Origin of the sequence: Blautia wexlerae DSM 19850 (genome assembly GCF_025148125.1) — a bacterium.
In the GTDB taxonomy this organism is placed as follows: Bacteria; Bacillota; Clostridia; order Lachnospirales; family Lachnospiraceae; genus Blautia_A; species Blautia_A wexlerae.
In genome coordinates this window covers 2,234,634-2,253,151 of record NZ_CP102267.1, presented here as the reverse complement: position 1 = coordinate 2,253,151, position 18,518 = coordinate 2,234,634, and the positions used below count along the sequence as shown (strand labels likewise).

Below are 18,518 nucleotides of genomic sequence, written 5' to 3'. Positions count from 1 at the left end.
ATATAGCATTACATCTATAACAATACAAGAACATTTAAACATCTGAATAAGTCCATGTACTTTTATAACAATAGGTACGTGGGCTTATTTTAGTGCTTAAAAATATTATCAAAGAAATGGTGATTTCATAGAACAAAAGCAAGGAGGAAAAGACGATGAACAAAACAATATATGAAGCAGAATTTACCAAAATGGTACATGATAAAATGAGAGAAGCTAATAGATTCAAAGAATATGAGAGAATACCAAAAAATAGGATAGGTGGAGACTACTGGAATACATACTGGACAATCCGTTATATGCTTCACACTATAGAGGATATTTTGGCTAAGGGAGATAAACTGGTATTATTAGGATTTTTCACTGTAGAACCTAAATTTTATAAAGAAAAAAAAACATGTTCTGGAATGGAAAGAACAGGCAAGAATGTGTATGAGATTCCAGAAAGATATAAGGCAAAGTTTAAATCTGGTACTGTGTTAAATCGTGCTTGCGAAGCGTATGGAGATTATCTCAAAGAAGAAGCAAATAATAAAGATGACGAATACGAAGAAGGAGAAGAAGAGTAATGAGATGTAAAGATTGTGAATATGTAAAATGCTATGCTGTCAATAAGAAAATGTATTATTGTGATAATAGAAATAGAGTAAATTTGATGGGTAAACTGGGCGAGGATAATTTACCTGAGACAAGTCCAGAGTGGTGTCCAATGGCTGACAGGACAATTGATGAAAATAATATGGCTGAGAAAGGATTAGAGAAGTAATGGAATTAAATAATACAGAAATGAAGATGAAGCACCGATTGATAAGCTTCTGGAATCGTTGGGAGTCACAGCGGAACAATGGGAAGAACCTGATGTGATGGGATTTTAAGGGTAGGTTCAAATTTCTGTCGGTTTAGAAACGCATCAGACAACGGAAAAATGCGATAAATTCGTTGTTTAAAAACCGAAGTCAGTTGTTTAGAAACAGGAACGGAAGTAATATTTAGTTTACTTCTATAGACAGGACGGAGGGCTTTTTCATAAGACTTCCGTTATCCTGCTTATAATAACGGAAGGGAACTAATACAGTCATCCGTATAACCATAACCATCCCTCACAGAATCAATTCTATGCTGAAAATCCTTATATATAACCTTAAATTTCCAACGAAAACCATCTACCCTAACAACTTTACCCTTAAAGCATTATCGTTGAAATTTGATGGTTAGTTCATTAATATATTGTGTAGAAACGAGTATAAGATGTCTGCTGCCGATGCAGATATTTATATAAGGATGGAAAAGATATAATTCTTGAAATAATGCATAGTATTGACAATGCATTGCATAAGCTATATAATGATAATATAAATAGATTAGAAAGCAGGTGGATTTATGGCAAATGTATCAATTAGAATGGATGATAATTTAAAGAAACAAGCAGAAGATCTTTTCAATGATTTAGGTATGAATCTGACAACTGCATTCACAATTTTTGTAAAACAGGCAATCAGAGAACAGGGAATACCGTTTGAGATTACCAGAGAAATACCAAACAGTGAAACAATATCAGCAATTAATGAAGTGCAGCAGATGAAACAGAATCCTTCTCTTGGAAAAGCATATACAGATGTGGACAAGATGATGGAGGAATTATTAGCATGAAATATACGGTTAAGCCGACCAGTAAGTTTCAAAAAGACTTAAAACGTATTCAGAAACGTGGATACGATATGAGATTAATGACTGATATCATCAAAAAATTGGCAAATGGTGAAATATTACCGCCGAAGAATCGAGATCATAATCTTTCAGGAAATTATAGTAATTGCAGAGAATGTCATATTGCTCCTGATTGGTTGTTGATTTATGAAGTCTATGAAGATGAACTATTCCTATATTTGACAAGAACTGGAAGTCATAGTGATTTGTTTTGATTAAAATAATAGGACTATAACAATATGAACGAATATTTTCCAACAGTAGTACAGGTGATACCATTGGATAATTTTCATGTACAGGTATTCTTTGATGACGGTAAGATTGTAGACTATGATGCTACAGAAGATTTGAAAGCAGAAATATTTAAGCCATTAAGAGATATTGATGCATTTAAGGAAGCTTGTACCGTTATGAATGGTACTCTTGCATGGGATCTTTCTGGCAACAGAGATGAATCCAGTTGTATTGACATTGATCCATTTACTATATATGAGTTAGAATCCATTAATAATCTGATTGCTTGAATAATGTGATCACAATTTAATATGAGCAGTATGAAAGTCCTCGGGAGTTAATCCTGGGGGCTTTTCAAAATTAAGATTTAATAATCAGAAGAATTGCTATATTTTTCTAGCAATAATGAGAATTCTTTAAAAAATTTGCGCCTATTATAATTGGGTAAATCGTATAATGGCGCTGATAATATAGCCATCATTAGTCCAGAATCTTCTACTAATTTATGTAGCATTTTATCGATTACTTCACAAGAATATGCTGATTTTCTTGTAAAACATGCCAATGAACTTGATCCATATCTGATACTGATAAAGCCTTCTGAAATCAGAGGTGACGAAGAGTATGTTTGCAAAGTCCTCAGAATGATTGTGAATCAGTCAATTAAACTTGATAAAGAGATTGAGATTCCATCACGTAAATATGTAGTGGAACTTTAAGACACACAGAGAAATATATATCAATATCAGTGGATGGAGTTGCATCTGTCCACTGAGAGAAAGGAGAGCTATGTATTATGAATGATAATAAAATGATTACTCAGTCAAGAATTATTGAAGAGTATGGATGGACGAAAAGTTTAATCAGTAAATTTCTTCCAGATCCAGTATTGAAAGCGAATCCTCATTATAGAAAGGCTGCTCCTATGAGATTGTGGGATGAAGATACCGTTAAGCAGGTAATGACAACATCAGAATTTCAAGATGCTATGGAGAAAGCTAATAAGCGTAAGAAATCAGCAAGTAAAGCAGTCGAAACTAAGTATAGCAATATGAATCATAGTGTTCAGTTGTTTATAGATTCAATTACTATAAAAGTTTTATCGGATGAAGAATTAAAGACTAAGGCACTAAAAGCAAAACAAGAGTGGTATCAATGTCATCCATGTTCTTTAAATGGTGATTGGATTGATGAGCCATATATGAAAAATGCTTATACAGCCGATGAAGAAACTATCAATCGTTGGATTGTAAACTATATCAGACATAATTTGGTAAGTTATGATAATTTTCTTGGCAGTATTGATGGAAAAGTAGGATCAGTAGAAGCTTATCCAGAAGTTAAAATTGCGGTACTTGAAAAAATTGCTAATACATATCCGAAATATAAGGATGAATGTGAGAGACAGATATTTTTTGTTGATTTCAATGCGGATAGATAAAAGGAGAATCAATTCATATGAATGAAAAATTTCGGACAATTGGATTAGATACGGAAGATAAAATTACAGAGTTCATTGATTATATTGATGATTTGGAAGATACCGAAGAAATTAAAAGTGATGTTTATGGATTCTTTGAGGAAGAGTCATCGTACAATGAGAATCATATACCTGCTTATGTTGTAATGACAAAATATAAAGGCAAATATATCGTTTGGGTTGGAGATCAATGCTGCGATTTTGCTATAAGTTATCCACCATATAATTTGTGCGATATATTTTCAACCTATGATGAAGCTAACGAATATTATAAGTCATTGGCACATTCTGGAATTAAGCCTTTAAGTGAACAAGTAGAAGAGTGTAAGAGCCAACTCATAGATGAAGTTGATCTTAGAGTGTCAACAATGGTGCCGAATGTTCTTAATATTAAGGTGTGGTATAAAAACTGTTTAATCATTGAACATCTGACACAGTTTGATGTTCAGTATATCAACAATGGTGCAGCAGGATAATTTTCTTACATACATTAAAAATAGCAAGTATGCATATTATTATCCATTGTTTGTATTTATACTTGAAACTGCTCTGAGAGTTGGAGAGGTTTGTGGTTTGACATGGGATGATGTAGATTTAGAACATGGCTTTGTAAATATCACTCACCAGTTACAATACAACAATGTAGGAAAAGATGCTTGTCAATATCAAATACTTACTCCTAAATCTAAATCTGGTGTTCGTAATGTTCCATTATCAAATGCCGCAAGGGATGCTCTTATGGAACAGATGAAAAATCAGATTGAGATGGATAAGAAAACAGAGATCGAAATAGATGGATATAAGGATTTTGTATTTTCTAACAGGCAAAATAAACCATTTATCACACAAACTATTGGACGTATTCTGAATCGTATTGTAGATGATTATAATTCTGATATCAAAAAGTTTGGTGGAACAATAGAGCCATTACCACATATACATCCACATCTCCTGAGACATACATCATGCTCTCGTATGGCAGAAGCCGGAGTTGATCCAAGAACATTGCAGGATATCATGGGTCATGCTTCTATGAAAATGACGATGGAATTGTATAATCATGTTACAGATGAACGCTTGACAAACGAAATTCAGAAGCTAAATAATAGACGTATTTCGTAATGTAATAATCTTACACCATTTTTAGATAAAAAATAGCTAGCTTACATCAAAATTAACAGTTCTGTAACAATAAGCTTACACCAATTTGATTCTGAAACGGTCAAAAAGAGCTTTATTACACCAATTTTACACCAAACACATACCAAGATATAAGAAGATATAAGAAAATACAAAGAGTTCTGAAATCAAACAGAAGTATTCCATAGTGATAATTATCTCCAAAAATCCAGTAAAAACATATAATTTTTATATTTTCAACAAAATTTCACAAAAAAATATAAATACCACTTGTGTTTTTGAATAATATGCACTATAATATAAAACATATTAATTAAAGTTTTTAGTCTAAATTAATATTATATGTGTCTAAGGAGGAAAACAGCATGGTTGAACTGATTGTAGGAAAGAAAGGCAAGGGCAAAACAAAAGTACTGTTAGATAAGGTAAATGGTGCGGTAAAAGAGGCAAATGGAAGTATTGTCTACTTAGACAAGAGCACAAAACATATGTATGAACTCAACAATAAAGTACGTCTTATTGATGTATCCGGATTCCCTATTAAGAATGCAGATGAATTTGTAGGATTTATCTGTGGTATCCTTTCTCAGGATCACGATCTTGAGCAGATTTATCTTGACAGTTTCCTTAAGGTAGCAAAATTGGAAGATAAAGACATTACAGGTACTCTGGGACAGTTAGATGAGATTGGTAAACAATTTAATGTTACTTTTGTAATTAGCGTATCTTTAGACAAAGAAGAGATTCCTGAAGCGCTCCATGGTAAGATCAGTGTAGCTTTATAACCATCTTTTATTATTAATACTAAAAACTACATAACATAAATAAAAAGGATACCTGTTAAGATATTTTCAGCAGATATCCTTTTTATTGCATTTTGTAAGCATACCTGTTATCATGGAAAAACAATAAATATTAGGAGATGAGAGATATATGGAAGAATTATACAGAATAATTGAGCAAAAAATTAAAGATGCAGGATATCCAAGAGCAATTTCCGGTGAAATGGTTTACGGAGATATCTGCGACCAAATTGAAGGAAAAGAAAATGGCTCTTACGTTTTACTTTCCAAGGTTGAAGATGATGTTATTTTTGAATATCATATTACTGTAATGGATGATGAATTCAATCTTGGGTTACTGACAATACGTACTCCGGAAGGCGTATTTGAAACTGATTTTGATAAATAAAAATAGCTTTAACAGTTAGTAAATAGAATTCTGGAAAACATATCATAACCCAAACAGAATCAAGTATGTGACAGATATGTCTTATGTCTGTTATTTAAAGAGTCTATACAAAACTCCAGACATAAGACATATCTGTCATTTTTCATACTTTATCTTTTTATGTTTTTAATCTTCACGTAAATGCACCGCTGTGGCCGCCTTACGACGTCTTGCATCATCCATAGCTGCATAATGTTTCTTTGTGGTGTTTACATCTCTGTGACCTAATACATCGGCTACAAGGTAAATATCGCCTGTTTCCTGATACAAAGTAGTACCGTAAGTACTGCGAAGCTTGTGTGGTGTGATTTTTTTTGTAGTCGTAATGGCACCTGCGTATTTTTTTACCAGATTTTCAACAGCCTGGATGCCAATCCTTTTTCGCTGGGTAGAGTAGAAGAGAGCGTGTTCATGCCCTGCTACAGGAACGATATTCTTACGAACTTCTAAGTACTTTTTCAAAGCTTTTTCTACCTCATGTCCAAAATATACAACCATTTCATTTCCACCTTTTCGGGTGACTTTAATCCCATTATTTTTAAAATCAACATCTTCAACATCAAGTCCTACACATTCAGATACACGAATCCCGGTACCAAGCAGGAGAGTAACGATGGCAAGATCACGCTCCTTGGTTTTTTCATAATAAACACGTTTCTGTCCGGTAAGCTCATCACCGCAGTGCTCTATATGATCCAATAACATGGCAACTTCATCAGCATCAAGACGTATAATATTTTTTTCATGAGTTTTCGGAACATCTACAAGAACAGTTGGGTTCGTCTGGATAAATTCATGTTTATAATAATATGCATAAAAACTTCTCAATGCAGAAATTTTTCTTTTCAGGCCACGTTCACCATTGGTTTCTGTTTTATCACCATTTTTATATACTTTAAGATATTCCTGATATTCCTCGATATCTATAGCTTTAAGCTGATCCAGAACATCAACGGTAAAATCTTTCATGGAATAGTCCTTAAAGGCAGAATTTTCATCCAAGAGAAACTGAAAAAAGATTCGGATATCATACGCATAGGAAATTCGTGTTTTGGTAGTAGTAAGCGGATCCATAGCACGAAAATAATCCTTGCAGAAATCAGGCAGTGTTTTCAAAACAGCTCGAAGCTTCAAAATATTTGAAATATCGGTCTGTTCGTGGTAAGTGACTTTCTTGCTATCATTATAATAATCAATATATTTATCCATAAAAAATCTCCTTAAAAAAATTATTTTATAACTTCTTAATGTTAAGAATATTGTTGAGAATATTTAAGACATATAAATCATCAAAGTTGATAATGATTAATAATTGCAGAGAAAATGCCTTTGTCAATAAACGATTACAGCGCAAAGACAGCTGCAGCCTACATCTATATGAAAAACTCGCGTTTGTCGTATAGATGTAGATAACATAAAAACATACTACTTTCGTATGTTTTTATGTTATCTTATTGTTGCCAACCAGTACATCCATTTATTGTTTCCGGATTTATTTTTGCGTGCTAATTGTTTGTATTTATCAAATAATAACTTTTTTCTGCCTTCATATCAAAAACATTGATTGAATTACTTAGCGTTCAATTTAAATTCTTTCTACAGCAATTTTTTGTCAATAATCTGGTAGTTTGCCCGATGTATATACAAGGCTTTTCCGTCAACCATAAGTTTCGTCATTTGGGGAAGGTCTTCCGGAACTTCCCAGTACACGTCATCTCCCGAAAAAGCCGCTATAGGCTGTCCCAACCGGGATTTGATCACTACTATACGTGATTTTCCAAAGTCATTAGTTTTACAGACAATCTGTAATAATGCGATTCAATTCCGGAAGCTCTTTTTTGAGAGCGATCAGTTTCCCATCTTTTAGAAAACAATGTCTGGAATAAGCGGTTGTGCAGATTTCATTTCTGCTCGCATTAAAAAATTCATAATTAAATTCCAGAGAAATTCCATTATACTGCTTAATGCCAACGCGGATCCGGATTTCATCATCGAAGAAAACCTGCTTTCTATATGCAACTGAAATTTCCACAACAGGGGAGATCACTCCCAACTCTTCTACTTTCTTATAGCTGAAACCCATCCGGCTCATATATCCAATCCTGGCCTCTTCCATCCATTTTACATAATTAGAGTGATGGATAATGCCCATCTGGTCTGTTTCATGATATTGCGCTTTTCTGTAATAAGTGTATGTTTTTTCTGATTCTTCCTTCATATACCATATATCCTTTTTTATATATTTATAAAATGAAAATAACTATACCACTCGCTTGTCTGCGAAACGATATACTAGAGCGTGTCTGAAACCGGTTAATTATGACGGTCTCTTCACATAATTCAGAGGATTCTGATTTACCCCATTAACCATAACCCCAAAATGAAGATGAGGACCGGTGCTGTTCCCGGTGCTTCCTACATATCCGATGATATCACCTTTTTTGACCTTATCTCCTACACTCAGATTTGGGTTAAATTTAGACTGGTGCATATATTCTGTGATAAGTCCCTTTCCATCATGATTGATCTTGGTATAATATCCGGCACCGCCTGACGATGCCGGTGAAAGCATGGCAACAATGGTTCCTGATGCTGCCGCATAAATCGGTGTTCCTGTAGGAGCAGGAATGTCAATTCCTTTATGATTGGTAGAACCGATTCCTCCCGGAGATTCCCTGTTTCCAAAATAACTGCTGATATAGGAATAACCGGAGCTTAAAGGCCACCGAAAAGAAACTCCGTTCTGATAGTCAGGAATAAGAGAACCATCTTCTCCAACATAATGATTATCATCAATCCACTGATTTGTAACCAGAGCACCTGTGGAGGAACTCAGGTAATACTTCTCTCCATCTACAGTAACCCACCCACTTTCACGTTCACATGTAGAAGGATTCATATAATATTTCTTTCCGTCTACTGTCAGCCATCCAGAGGCCAGCACCCCATCTGATTTCGCATAATAATGAGCACTTTTTTTCGTGATCCACTTACTGCTGGCAAGTTTTCCGTCAGACTCAAAATAATATCTTTTCCCAGATGACGATTTCAGAATAATATCATCGTAACGGATTCCATTAGTTTTCTTAAAATAATACTTGTGTCCGTTGATCGTCTGCCATCCCGTAACCAGTTTACAATCTGATTTCCTGAAATACCGATAATAGGAATCCGGTTTATAGAAGCCTTTGACAAGTTTACCATTTGAAGCTGCATAATAATAAGAACCGTCTGTTTCTTTATACCATCCGCTTCTGACCAGCTGACCGGTATTTCTGTTAAAGGAATACCAGCTTCCCTTTACTTTCAGACGCCCTTTTGCCATAGTGCCATTGGCCTGAAGATAATAGGTGGAATTCCCGCTTTTGCGAAAACAGTTTTTATACATTTTTCCTTTTTCATTAAAGCAATAATATACATTATTTACTTTATGGAAACCGGATCGTATCACCCCGTCATTCCAGAAATAATATTTATTCCCTGCAGCTGTAGTAACCCATCCGGTATGCATATACCCTTTTTTTTCATCAAAGAAATACGTTTTTCCATTTACTGTCTGCCAGGTAGTAAGCATTTTACCTTTTTCATTAAAACAGTACTTTTTTCCACTGATGGTCAGAATTCCGGCTTTGGCTGCACCGGTCTTTCCGAAATAGTACTGATTTCCTGTAGCACTTTTGTACCAGCCAGTAGCTTTTTTTCCGTTCTTATCGTAATAGTACCAGCTTCCGTTTTTTTTCACAAATCCTGTCTGCTTTTTGGAAGTTGCTGCAGCCTGAACCGGTACAGAGAAACCGGAAAAGATTCCACCCTGCAGAGCCAGTGCCAGAACCAAAAGAAAAGCTGTCAAATATAACTTTTTTTTCTTCATAGTAACTCCTGTGTGTGTTTTTTTTGTAACTGTGAATGTTTACTTATTTTTCTCTCGTTTATTATTTAATTCAACATATCTGTTCTTCAGGAAAATCCCTGCTTTTTTGATATATCCCCATATTATGTTTAAAATCCGCAGGAGATATTTCCATATGGTTATGACCAGTCCGGAAAGCGGATTCCATATTTTCATAAAGAAATTATTTTTTCTCGCTTCCAGTTCTTCCGGTGAAACCTTGTGTTTTTCTTCCTTGCAAAGAGGAAGTACTTCACCTGTCTGTTCATCCAGACAGTCAATATTTATATATGTCTCCTCTTCTGCCGGCATTTTTTTGTCATTAAGAGAATGATTGATCAATCTCCAGATCAGAGCATAAAGTACGGCAAATACAGGAACTCCTGCAATCATTCCCGGAACCCCAAAGAGACCGCCCCCGATCATGATGGCAACAATAACCATAAAACTGGAAAGTCCGGTAGAGTCCCCGAGAATTTTCGGACCAAGGATATTTCCATCAAACTGCTGAAGAAGCAGGATAAAAATTGCAAAATACAGACCTTTTATGGGATCTACTACTAAAATAAGCAAAATACATGGAATGGCTCCGATGTAAGGACCAAAAAACGGAATGACATTTGTCACACCGATAATTACACTGATAAGAATTGGATACGGCAAATCCAAAAGCAACATTCCAAAATAACACAAAATTCCAATAATAGCAGAATCCAGAAGTTTTCCGTATATGAAACCACCAAAAGTCTTGTCTGTAAAACGCATAACGCGTATAAGCATATTTGCCCATTTATGAGGCAATATAGCATATACCATCATTTTGCTTTTGGCAACAAATTTCTCTTTGTCTGCAAGTACATACAAAGCTACAATGGCACCGATCAGAAAATTCTTCATAAAGATCAGGATATCAAAAATACCTGCTGAAACATTTTTGAGCATATCCTGCATCTGCGGAAGAATATCGGTAGTAAGATATTCCTGTGCTTTTACAGAGTACTGATTGATCATATCGAGCATTTCAGGATTCAGTTTCCATCCATGCTCAACAAATGAATTGAGCCACTTTTCAATAACTTTTATATAGTACGGAAAACTGTAAATAATACTCATGATACTTCGGATCAACTGAGGAAGCACCATCATCAGTAATGCGTAAATGATAATCCAGAACAGGAACATGGAAAAAAGGACACATCCCCATCGAATAGCCCGTTTTCCTTTTTTCTGTAACTTAATATTATGCTTTTCCAGCTGCGGATAGATCAGCTTCTGCTCAAAGAGATTGATCAGCGGACTGAGAATATAAGCAAGGATTACACCATAGATAATAGGCGCCATAATTCCCAGAAAAGTTTTGATTCCCACGATCAGGGTTTTCATGTGAAATATGCCATAATAAAACAGCATACTGGCGGCAATTACCAGAAAAGCGGTTACACCCCAGTGTAAATATCGGTTGTCCCAACGAAATTTCATAATGTCCTCCTTTTTAACATGGTATGATTATAGCATATATTTTGACAAATGTCATGAAAATTTAATATATATTAAAAAAAATTATAGCAGTCTTGTTACTGTTCATACACCACTATCCCGAGGCATACAAGCCAAAATTCCATTGCCGCAGGCAATCTGGAATGAATTGAAAAGACTGTTATAAATTCATCCAAAAAACAGATACTTTACCAAGGATGTGGTAAAGTATCTGTAAAAATATAATCCTATTTATTTTTTATGGAATCAAAAATCTCAATTGCCTGAATGATTGCTTTTGCTGCACCATCAATTCCAAGTTTGCTGCTGTCTACGCAGAGATTGTAGCTTGAAGCAGCACCCCATTTCTTATTGGTGTAGTAATTATAGTAACTGGAACGGCTCTTGTCTGTCTTATTGATCATGTCTTTTGCTTCTTTTGCAGTTTTATTATGTTTCTGTGAAAGACGGTTAATCCTCCAGTCTGTATCTGCATGTACAAATACACTGAAACAGTCTTTATACTCTGACAACGCATAATCTGCACATCTTCCGACCATAACGCATGGACCTTCGGAGGCCAGTTTCTTGATTGCGTCAAACTGTGCAAGAAATACTTTGTGGTTCATAGGCATATCTGTAAATCCTGAAGAAGAATAACCAAATGAGTAGGTATCCATGACCAGAGAATATAAAAAGCTGTTAGTTGGTCTTTCATCATGATTCTCAAAAAGTTCTTTGCAGATACCGCTTTCATTTGCTGCATGTTCGAGAAGTTCTTTATCATAACATTTAATACCAAAATATTTGGCAACTTCCTGACCTATCTGTCTTCCTCCACTGCCGTACTCACGACCAATTGTAATAATTGAACTCGTACTATTCATAGTCTGCACTCCCTTCTGTTACATATTCGATAGACATATTATACAATATTTCCAAAAAAATGCAAACTACTTTCGTAATTTTTCTAATAATTTAACGAAATATTCAGGTAAAGGAGCTGTAAACTCCATATATTCGCCCGTTGATGGATGAACAAAGCCAAGAATCATTGCATGAAGCGTCTGTCCCTGCAGATGATAAGGATTCTTACCGGAACCGTACACTTCATCACCCAGAAGTGGATGACCGATACTTGTCATATGCACACGAATCTGATGCGTTCTGCCTGTTTCCAGACGGCATTCCACATAAGTGGCATTTTTGAAACGTTCCAGAACTTTATAATGTGTGACAGCATCCTTGCCGTTTTTATAGTTGACAGCCATCTTTTTGCGGTCAATCGGATGGCGCCCGATGGGACCTTCGATCGTCCCTTCGTCTTCTTTCAGTACTCCTGCTACGATTGCCCGGTATCTACGCCTGATAGAATGCTCTTTTAACTGTTCTGCCAGGTTGCGGTGTGCATTATCATTCTTGCATACAAGAAGTGCACCTGTGGTATCCTTATCGATTCTGTGGACAATACCAGGACGCAGAACACCATTGATCCCCGACAGATTGTCCTTACAGTGAAACATAATAGCATTTACCAATGTTCCGGAAGTATGTCCGGCACTGGGATGAACCACCATCCCCTTTGGTTTATTTACAATAAGTACATCATCATCTTCATAAAGAATATCCAGAGGGATATCTTCCGGAAGTATATCCGGCTCTTTTATGTCAGGAACTGCTACGGAGATTTCATCTCCTTCCTGAACTTTGTAGTTGGCTTTTACAGTAGAACCATTGACGGTTATTTTCTGCTCTTTAAGCAGCTTTTGAATATAAGAACGTGACAGTTCTTCGTTCATTTCAGAAAGATAGCGGTCAATCCGGATACCGGACTGACCGTCAGAAACCTGATAATTAAGAATTTCCATAATACTAATCCTTTTTTATTCTTAAGAAGTCATAATCTTCATCATTTTTGTATCTGAAACACACCAGCATAACAAGTAATATGCCACTGCATACCACATACATATCCGCTATATTAAATACCGGAAAATCAATCAGTGAAAAATAGATAAAATCCACAACATAGCCTCTGCATACTCTGTCAATAAAATTTCCAAGAGCACCGGAAACCATTACCAGTGCAGTTACTGACAGCGGCAGATAATATCTGTTTTTCGGGATTCTGGCATATACATAGATAAATACACCAAAAAACAAAAGGCACAAAATCACAAACACCGGAATTTTACCTTCAAACAATCCAAAGGCCATTCCACGATTTTCGAGATACCGTAATTGAAGAACTCCTGGAATGAGAGAGATATCAGGCTGATCTTTCAGTTGTGCCAGAACAAGAGATTTACTTCCCTGATCCAGGATTGTCAGCAAAAGGATAATAATACAGCCTCTGATCCAGTGCATACATGAAGATACGGAGGAAACAGCTGTCATATCAGAATCTCCCGGATTGCCTGGAGCAGTTCTTCATCTGTGACAGTTTTGTCTATAAAACTTTTACCGATCCCGTCCATAAGGATAAATTTAATATGACCGGCTTCCATTTTTTTGTCTTTTTTTGTTGCTGCCAGGACATCCCCGGCATTCAGTGAATCAACAGAAAGAGGAAGATTATAAGAATGGCACCCTTTTCTGATCTCTTCGTATTCTTCTTCTGTTAATAATCCTCTCTGCATGGAAAGATAAGCGGCAGCGATCAGACCGACTCCAACACACTGTCCATGAAGCAGCTGAAAGTTTTTCATTTTTTCGACTGCATGTCCGACTGTGTGACCAAGATTTAAAAGTGCACGTTCTCCCTGCTCCTTCGGATCACGCTCTACCACACCTGCCTTGATCTCGCAGCATCTGCGGATCATTCTGGAAAGCATACTCAGATCCAATTTACTGATCTCAGGCTGATTCTTACATACAAAACGGAAGAACTCTTCATCGCAGATCAGTCCTGTCTTAAGAATTTCACCCATTCCACAGGTGAATTCCCGATTCGGAAGAGACTGCAGGGTACTCATATTCATATATACAAGGCGGGGCTGATGGAAAGCTCCTACCATGTTTTTGTACTGAAGGAAGTCAACACCTGTTTTACCTCCTACGCTGCTGTCAACCTGTGCCAGAAGCGTAGTAGGAACCTGGATAAAATCAATCCCTCTCAGGTAAGTGGAAGCTCCGAAACCTGTCAGATCACCTACAACACCGCCGCCCAGCGCAACCAGCAGACCTTTTCTGTCCATTTCATTCTCAATCAAAGTTTTATATAATTCCTGTACTGTATTCAGGTTTTTGTTCTTTTCACCAGCTTCAAATACAAAAGAGAATATTTCAGAGGAAATTTCCTGAAGAGCTGATTTAACTGCCTCATGATAAAGAGGTGCAACATGACTGTCTGTCACAATACAGATTTTCCGGTTTTCAAGTCCTTCTTCTCTGACCGCACCGGCAAGATCCTGAAAGTCATTTTTAAAATAAATAGGATAATGGAAATCTCCTTCCCGTTTTACAAGTAATTTCTGTTCTGCCATTTTCCTGTTCTCCTTTTATTACAAGATTTACACATAGCGCAAAATGCGCACACTGCAGCGTCCTTTTTTTGTCTGGTGAGAAACACCGTCAAAAATGAACCGTCCTTTCCCACGTACAGATATAATATCACCCTCTTTCGGCTCATATCCGTTGCTGGTGATCAGTTTTCCGTTGACAAAAACCTGCCCGCCTTCAATATAAGATACCATACTGCTTCTGGATGTCTTAAAAGCAAGCGAGATCAATGAATCCAGACGTACCGAAGCGCAAGTACCGCTGACAGATTCAAGGACAGGGCGTGGAAATTCATCAGAATCCTCCATTTTTGTGATCAGAATATTGGTATGACGGACCCGACACAGATTTTCAAGAAAGAATTCCGTCATTTTGTTATGGCAGAAAAACCAGGCAGCTTTTTTCTGAACAACAATATCACCGATCACACTTCTGTCTACTCCAAGATTGAGAAGTGCACCAAGATAATCACGATGAGAAAGCTCTTCAGAGAATTTAAGAGCTTTTGGTTCAATCCTCAGACAGTCGATGGGATATTCCCATGTAAAAGCAAGAGCATCAGGATGAAATGCAACCATCTGACGCTCCGCATTCTCATAGCCTCCGGACGTCTCCATAACAATCTGGGGAAACTGATGTTTCAGGCTACTGACTATATTCTGTTCATTTAAATTAAGAAAATCCGAAAATGTAACGATATCTCTCTGCCAGGAGAGATTTGCCAATTCCCGGATTCTCTTAAGAAAAAATTCGTCTTTTTCCATCCTGGATCAATATCCTGCTCTTACAGACGGAGCAGAGCCTCCCAGAATATTCTGAAGGTCACCGGTAATATCTACATTGTACGGTCCAAGTACAAAGATATAGCTGGATACTTTCTGAAGACTGCCGCCTAAAGAATAGCATGCACCGGACGTGAAATCGATGATTCTCTGTGCCAGTTCCACATCAATTCCCTCCAGATTCAAAATAACAGTAGAATTATCTACTAAAGTGTCAGCAATCTCACGCGTATCTTCCATAGAAGAAGGTTTGATCACACAGACTTCCATATTTGGGCCCTGATTTGATTTGCGGCTGCTTCTCATTGGAGTAATCTTGGAAGATGCTGCAGGACGTGTCTGGCGTTCGGCGCGTTCCTGTTTAACCGTAACCTTAGACGGAGCCGAAGCGGTCTGTTTTGGAGCAGATGCCTGTTTAGGAGCTGTCTTTACTGCTTTCTCTTCTACATCATCGAAGTCATCATTATCGTCGGATTCTTTTTTCTTAGAGAATTTATCAAAAAATTTCTTCTTTGGTTTCTCATCGAAATCGTCATCGAGAAAGTCATCATCTTCTTCCTCATCTAACAGATCATCATCTAAGAATCCATCATCATCGTAATCATCGTTTAATTTGATGGCATCTAAAAATTTATCTAAAACGCCCATTTTAATCTCCAATCTTATTTTAATCTTCTTTTATTGAGTAATCTCTTTCGCCAAAGATACCCGTTCCCACGCGCACCATAGTGGCCCCTTCCTCAACTGCGACCTGATAATCATTTGTCATTCCCATACTCAGGACGCTCATATTAACATTATTAATGTTTTTGGCCGCAATGTCAACACTTAATTTCTTTAATTTTTGAAAAACTTCTCTGTTTTCTTCAGGATTTGCTACAAATGGTGCAATTGTCATAAGTCCTTTTACCTGAAGATGCTCATAAGAAGAAATTTCTTCCAGAAATGGTAATACCTCTTCGACTGAAAGGCCAAACTTACTTTCCTCTCCTGCTACATTTACTTCGATCAGAACCGGCATGCAGATATCTTTTTTTGCTGCCTCTTTTTCGATGGCCTCTGCCAGGCGAACAGAATCTACAGAGTGTATCATAGATACTTTATCAATAATATATTTCACTTTATTTCTCTGTAAATGTCCGATCATGTGCCACTGTACATCTGATGGCATCTGATCGTATTTATCTACGATCTCCTGAACCTTATTCTCCCCAAACACTCTTGCACCCGCATCATATGCTTCTTTCAGCATTTCCACCGGTTTGGTCTTACTGACCGCAATAAGAGTTACCTCTTGGGGAGAACGCCCTGCAGTATCGCAGGCCTCTTCAATATTCTTTTTCACAAGGTTTAGTTTATCAGCTAACATATTAAGCCTCCTTAATTAGTATAAAATGTCTTCTTCCTTTACTTTATCAGCGTTTCGAACAATGTGATCATATCTGGAAAGACCGTAGGTGGTGTTTTTAGATACAATAGCATATTCTTCGTTCTCATCAAGTATTTCAATACGGCGAAAAACCGCATAGCCTTTATTAATACAGTATACTCCCTCCAGGGTATCTGTCTCTCCGATCACATATTTTTCACCGGTATCCGTATTGATCAGGGCATCCCCTTCCTTAAATGAACTCTTGTCAACATAATAAATCTGAGGTTGTTCTGCTTCGTCCACTGCCAATTTGGAGACAGATGAATCATCAATGCTTGCGTAAATGCTCACATTTTTAAATGTTGTTTTATTTTTCCCCTCATAAAGGGTAAAACCTGTCTGATTATCCTGTGTAGTGGCCATTCTGGATGGAATCACATAAAAATCCTTGGTTACAATAGAGGTAAGAGGGATTTTCAGACCTACAACTGTGTTGGTTACAAGTTCAATGTCCAAAAAACGGTCAGATGCATAACGAATCAGACCTTTATTGAAATCAATCTGTCCATATTTGTCACCATCTATGGTAATAATGGAAAAATCTCCGTTTTGTGTCATATCGTCTTTTAAAAATTTGACACGTATTGTAGAACGGTCTTTCAGTTTTTCAACCTGTCTGTCGCTCAAAGGAATCAGAAGGCTCCAGCGTTCATCTGTGATAATGGTATAAATATCATCTCCTGCTTTTACCTTGTCGGAAGTTTTCAAATCTGTTTCATGGTAAGAATTCTGATCGAAATCTTCTGCCTTTACAGCATCTACTGTTTTTCCTTCATAATTATCCATGGAATATAAAACGATACCATCAGATTGGGACTGGCAGATAGTTTGATTTCCGGGATAAATATCTGCTGTTTTGTCATTGTCACCACTGTCATTTCCTTCACCGTCCTCATCTGAAGTAAGAGGAGCAGATGAAGTATTGCCAGACTCTGCATATTGAAGGATATTTCCCTTCAGTTCATATTTAAAGCTGTAGGTGCTGTTAAATTTACTTGAACTGAATCCTTTGGAAAAACTCATCATATCAGTCCGTACCTTTGAAAGTTCTTCCGGGGCAAGAGATGCCGGAGCAGAAGCTGTTTTTGTATCACTAAGTCCGTACACCGCTCCGGAAGCATTGATCTTACTGCCCTCCCTTGCATAATAAGTAATATAGCCTGATGAATCTGCCTTGCATAAACTTTCTTCACGTATGGCAAGACCGGTATATGTTTCGTTGCGGGATAAAGGTCCTGATGTAACCTGATAGGATTCAATATGAGTAGTTGTAAAATATAATATGGCACTGAATGCCATATATATGAATAAGATGCCAAACATGATCGTTCCGATATTCAGCCCCACGACCATGCGAAGCCTTGCCAGGATTCCCGGCATTTTTTTTGATTTATTATCAGACAATGGGATGTCTCCTTTTTGTGCAGTTCATAATCATTCTATAACTGTTCAGCGATTTCACAGTGACTGCTGAATAGTTACACCATTTTCCAAAATATTGTAACACTTTGCACATTTAAAAACAAGTTTATTCATAAAGAATTCATAATAATCGTTACTGTTCACTCCGTTCACAGTAACGTAGCCAAAATTCATTCCAGATTGCCTGCGGCAATGGAATTTTGGCTTGTATGTCTCGGGATTTTG

General features: G+C 36.8%; 24 protein-coding genes. 11 read left to right on the top strand and 13 right to left on the bottom strand.

Translation table 11 applies throughout. The features are described from left to right. The first annotated feature begins 155 nt into the window (after positions 1-155). The 11 genes from NQ550_RS10545 (at position 156) to NQ550_RS10495 (ending at position 5,752) form a co-directional block, all read left to right on the top strand. Positions 156-569, top strand: coding sequence for an HU family DNA-binding protein (locus tag NQ550_RS10545; RefSeq protein ID WP_029676927.1), 414 nt, complete (start codon positions 156-158; stop codon positions 567-569). After that, positions 569-766 carry a hypothetical protein gene (locus NQ550_RS10540; protein ID WP_008703164.1) on the top strand — a complete coding sequence of 66 codons (198 nt, stop codon included), beginning with the start codon at positions 569-571 and terminating at the stop codon, positions 764-766. Before NQ550_RS10545 ends, NQ550_RS10540 begins: the two co-directional genes overlap by 1 nt. A gap of 614 nt (positions 767-1,380) precedes the next feature. After that, on the top strand, positions 1,381-1,650 hold the full coding sequence (locus NQ550_RS10535; RefSeq protein ID WP_008703163.1) for a type II toxin-antitoxin system RelB/DinJ family antitoxin: 270 nt from the start codon (positions 1,381-1,383) through the stop codon (positions 1,648-1,650). Beyond that, the gene (locus NQ550_RS10530) at positions 1,647-1,922 is read left to right on the top strand and encodes a type II toxin-antitoxin system YafQ family toxin (protein WP_008703161.1); all 276 of its coding nucleotides are present in this window, start codon (positions 1,647-1,649) and stop codon (positions 1,920-1,922) included. The genes NQ550_RS10535 and NQ550_RS10530 overlap by 4 nt, the downstream gene beginning before the upstream one ends. Before the next feature lie 24 nt (positions 1,923-1,946). Next, complete coding sequence (locus tag NQ550_RS10525; RefSeq protein WP_025578417.1) at positions 1,947-2,231, top strand: DUF2442 domain-containing protein; 285 nt, start codon at positions 1,947-1,949, stop codon at positions 2,229-2,231. A 150-nt stretch (positions 2,232-2,381) separates the two neighbouring features. After that, positions 2,382-2,660, top strand: coding sequence for a hypothetical protein (locus NQ550_RS10520; RefSeq protein WP_025578419.1), 279 nt, complete (start codon positions 2,382-2,384; stop codon positions 2,658-2,660). 77 nt (positions 2,661-2,737) lie between these two features. Then, on the top strand, positions 2,738-3,382 hold the full coding sequence (locus tag NQ550_RS10515; RefSeq protein WP_025578420.1) for a hypothetical protein: 645 nt from the start codon (positions 2,738-2,740) through the stop codon (positions 3,380-3,382). A 17-nt stretch (positions 3,383-3,399) separates the two neighbouring features. Then, a complete protein-coding gene (locus NQ550_RS10510; RefSeq protein WP_008703156.1) occupies positions 3,400-3,897 on the top strand; it encodes a hypothetical protein in 498 nt (165 codons plus the stop codon). After that, positions 3,863-4,543, top strand: coding sequence for a site-specific integrase (locus tag NQ550_RS10505; RefSeq protein ID WP_008703154.1), 681 nt, complete (start codon positions 3,863-3,865; stop codon positions 4,541-4,543). Before NQ550_RS10510 ends, NQ550_RS10505 begins: the two co-directional genes overlap by 35 nt. 383 nt (positions 4,544-4,926) lie before the next feature. Then, positions 4,927-5,346 (top strand): hypothetical protein, encoded by a 420-nt coding sequence (locus tag NQ550_RS10500; protein ID WP_008703153.1) that lies wholly within the window; start codon positions 4,927-4,929, stop codon positions 5,344-5,346. Positions 5,347-5,494: 148 nt separating this feature from the next. Next, complete coding sequence (locus NQ550_RS10495) at positions 5,495-5,752, top strand: hypothetical protein (protein WP_008703150.1); 258 nt, start codon at positions 5,495-5,497, stop codon at positions 5,750-5,752. Positions 5,753-5,917: 165 nt separating this feature from the next. Here NQ550_RS10495 and NQ550_RS10490 read toward each other — a convergent pair whose 3' ends face one another. From NQ550_RS10490 to NQ550_RS10430, 13 genes are all read right to left on the bottom strand, one after another. Then, a complete protein-coding gene (locus NQ550_RS10490) occupies positions 5,918-7,000 on the bottom strand; it encodes a tyrosine-type recombinase/integrase (protein ID WP_025578424.1) in 1,083 nt (360 codons plus the stop codon). Positions 7,001-7,387: 387 nt separating this feature from the next. After that, positions 7,388-7,552, bottom strand: a complete 165-nt coding sequence (locus NQ550_RS22560) for a DUF5052 family protein (RefSeq protein WP_242833570.1) — start codon at positions 7,550-7,552, stop codon at positions 7,388-7,390. Positions 7,553-7,583: 31 nt separating this feature from the next. After that, on the bottom strand, positions 7,584-8,009 hold the full coding sequence (locus NQ550_RS10480; RefSeq protein ID WP_008703146.1) for an acyl-CoA thioesterase: 426 nt from the start codon (positions 8,007-8,009) through the stop codon (positions 7,584-7,586). A gap of 99 nt (positions 8,010-8,108) precedes the next feature. Then, the gene (locus tag NQ550_RS10475; protein WP_025578427.1) at positions 8,109-9,662 is read right to left on the bottom strand and encodes a peptidoglycan DD-metalloendopeptidase family protein; all 1,554 of its coding nucleotides are present in this window, start codon (positions 9,660-9,662) and stop codon (positions 8,109-8,111) included. A gap of 39 nt (positions 9,663-9,701) precedes the next feature. Beyond that, complete coding sequence (locus NQ550_RS10470) at positions 9,702-11,159, bottom strand: AI-2E family transporter (protein WP_025578428.1); 1,458 nt, start codon at positions 11,157-11,159, stop codon at positions 9,702-9,704. A 245-nt stretch (positions 11,160-11,404) separates the two neighbouring features. Then, on the bottom strand, positions 11,405-12,043 hold the full coding sequence (locus NQ550_RS10465) for a cytidylate kinase-like family protein (RefSeq protein ID WP_020993906.1): 639 nt from the start codon (positions 12,041-12,043) through the stop codon (positions 11,405-11,407). Between the two features lie 66 nt (positions 12,044-12,109). Next, positions 12,110-13,024: an RluA family pseudouridine synthase gene (locus NQ550_RS10460; protein ID WP_025578430.1), complete on the bottom strand. Its 915-nt coding sequence runs from the start codon at positions 13,022-13,024 to the stop codon at positions 12,110-12,112. Positions 13,025-13,028: 4 nt separating this feature from the next. Further along, positions 13,029-13,553 (bottom strand): signal peptidase II, encoded by a 525-nt coding sequence (gene lspA / locus NQ550_RS10455; protein WP_025578432.1) that lies wholly within the window; start codon positions 13,551-13,553, stop codon positions 13,029-13,031. After that, a complete protein-coding gene (gene aroB, locus NQ550_RS10450) occupies positions 13,550-14,641 on the bottom strand; it encodes a 3-dehydroquinate synthase (RefSeq protein ID WP_025578434.1) in 1,092 nt (363 codons plus the stop codon). Before aroB ends, lspA begins: the two co-directional genes overlap by 4 nt. 27 nt (positions 14,642-14,668) lie before the next feature. Continuing rightward, positions 14,669-15,421: a YlmH family RNA-binding protein gene (locus tag NQ550_RS10445; protein WP_025578436.1), complete on the bottom strand. Its 753-nt coding sequence runs from the start codon at positions 15,419-15,421 to the stop codon at positions 14,669-14,671. Positions 15,422-15,427: 6 nt separating this feature from the next. Next, entirely contained in the window at positions 15,428-16,087 is a 660-nt protein-coding gene (locus tag NQ550_RS10440; RefSeq protein WP_008703136.1) for a cell division protein SepF, read from the bottom strand. Between the two features lie 19 nt (positions 16,088-16,106). Next, positions 16,107-16,808, bottom strand: a complete 702-nt coding sequence (locus tag NQ550_RS10435; protein ID WP_025578438.1) for a YggS family pyridoxal phosphate-dependent enzyme — start codon at positions 16,806-16,808, stop codon at positions 16,107-16,109. A gap of 15 nt (positions 16,809-16,823) precedes the next feature. Then, the gene (locus NQ550_RS10430) at positions 16,824-18,275 is read right to left on the bottom strand and encodes a biotin/lipoyl attachment domain-containing protein (RefSeq protein ID WP_020993904.1); all 1,452 of its coding nucleotides are present in this window, start codon (positions 18,273-18,275) and stop codon (positions 16,824-16,826) included. Positions 18,276-18,518: the final 243 nt, after the last annotated feature.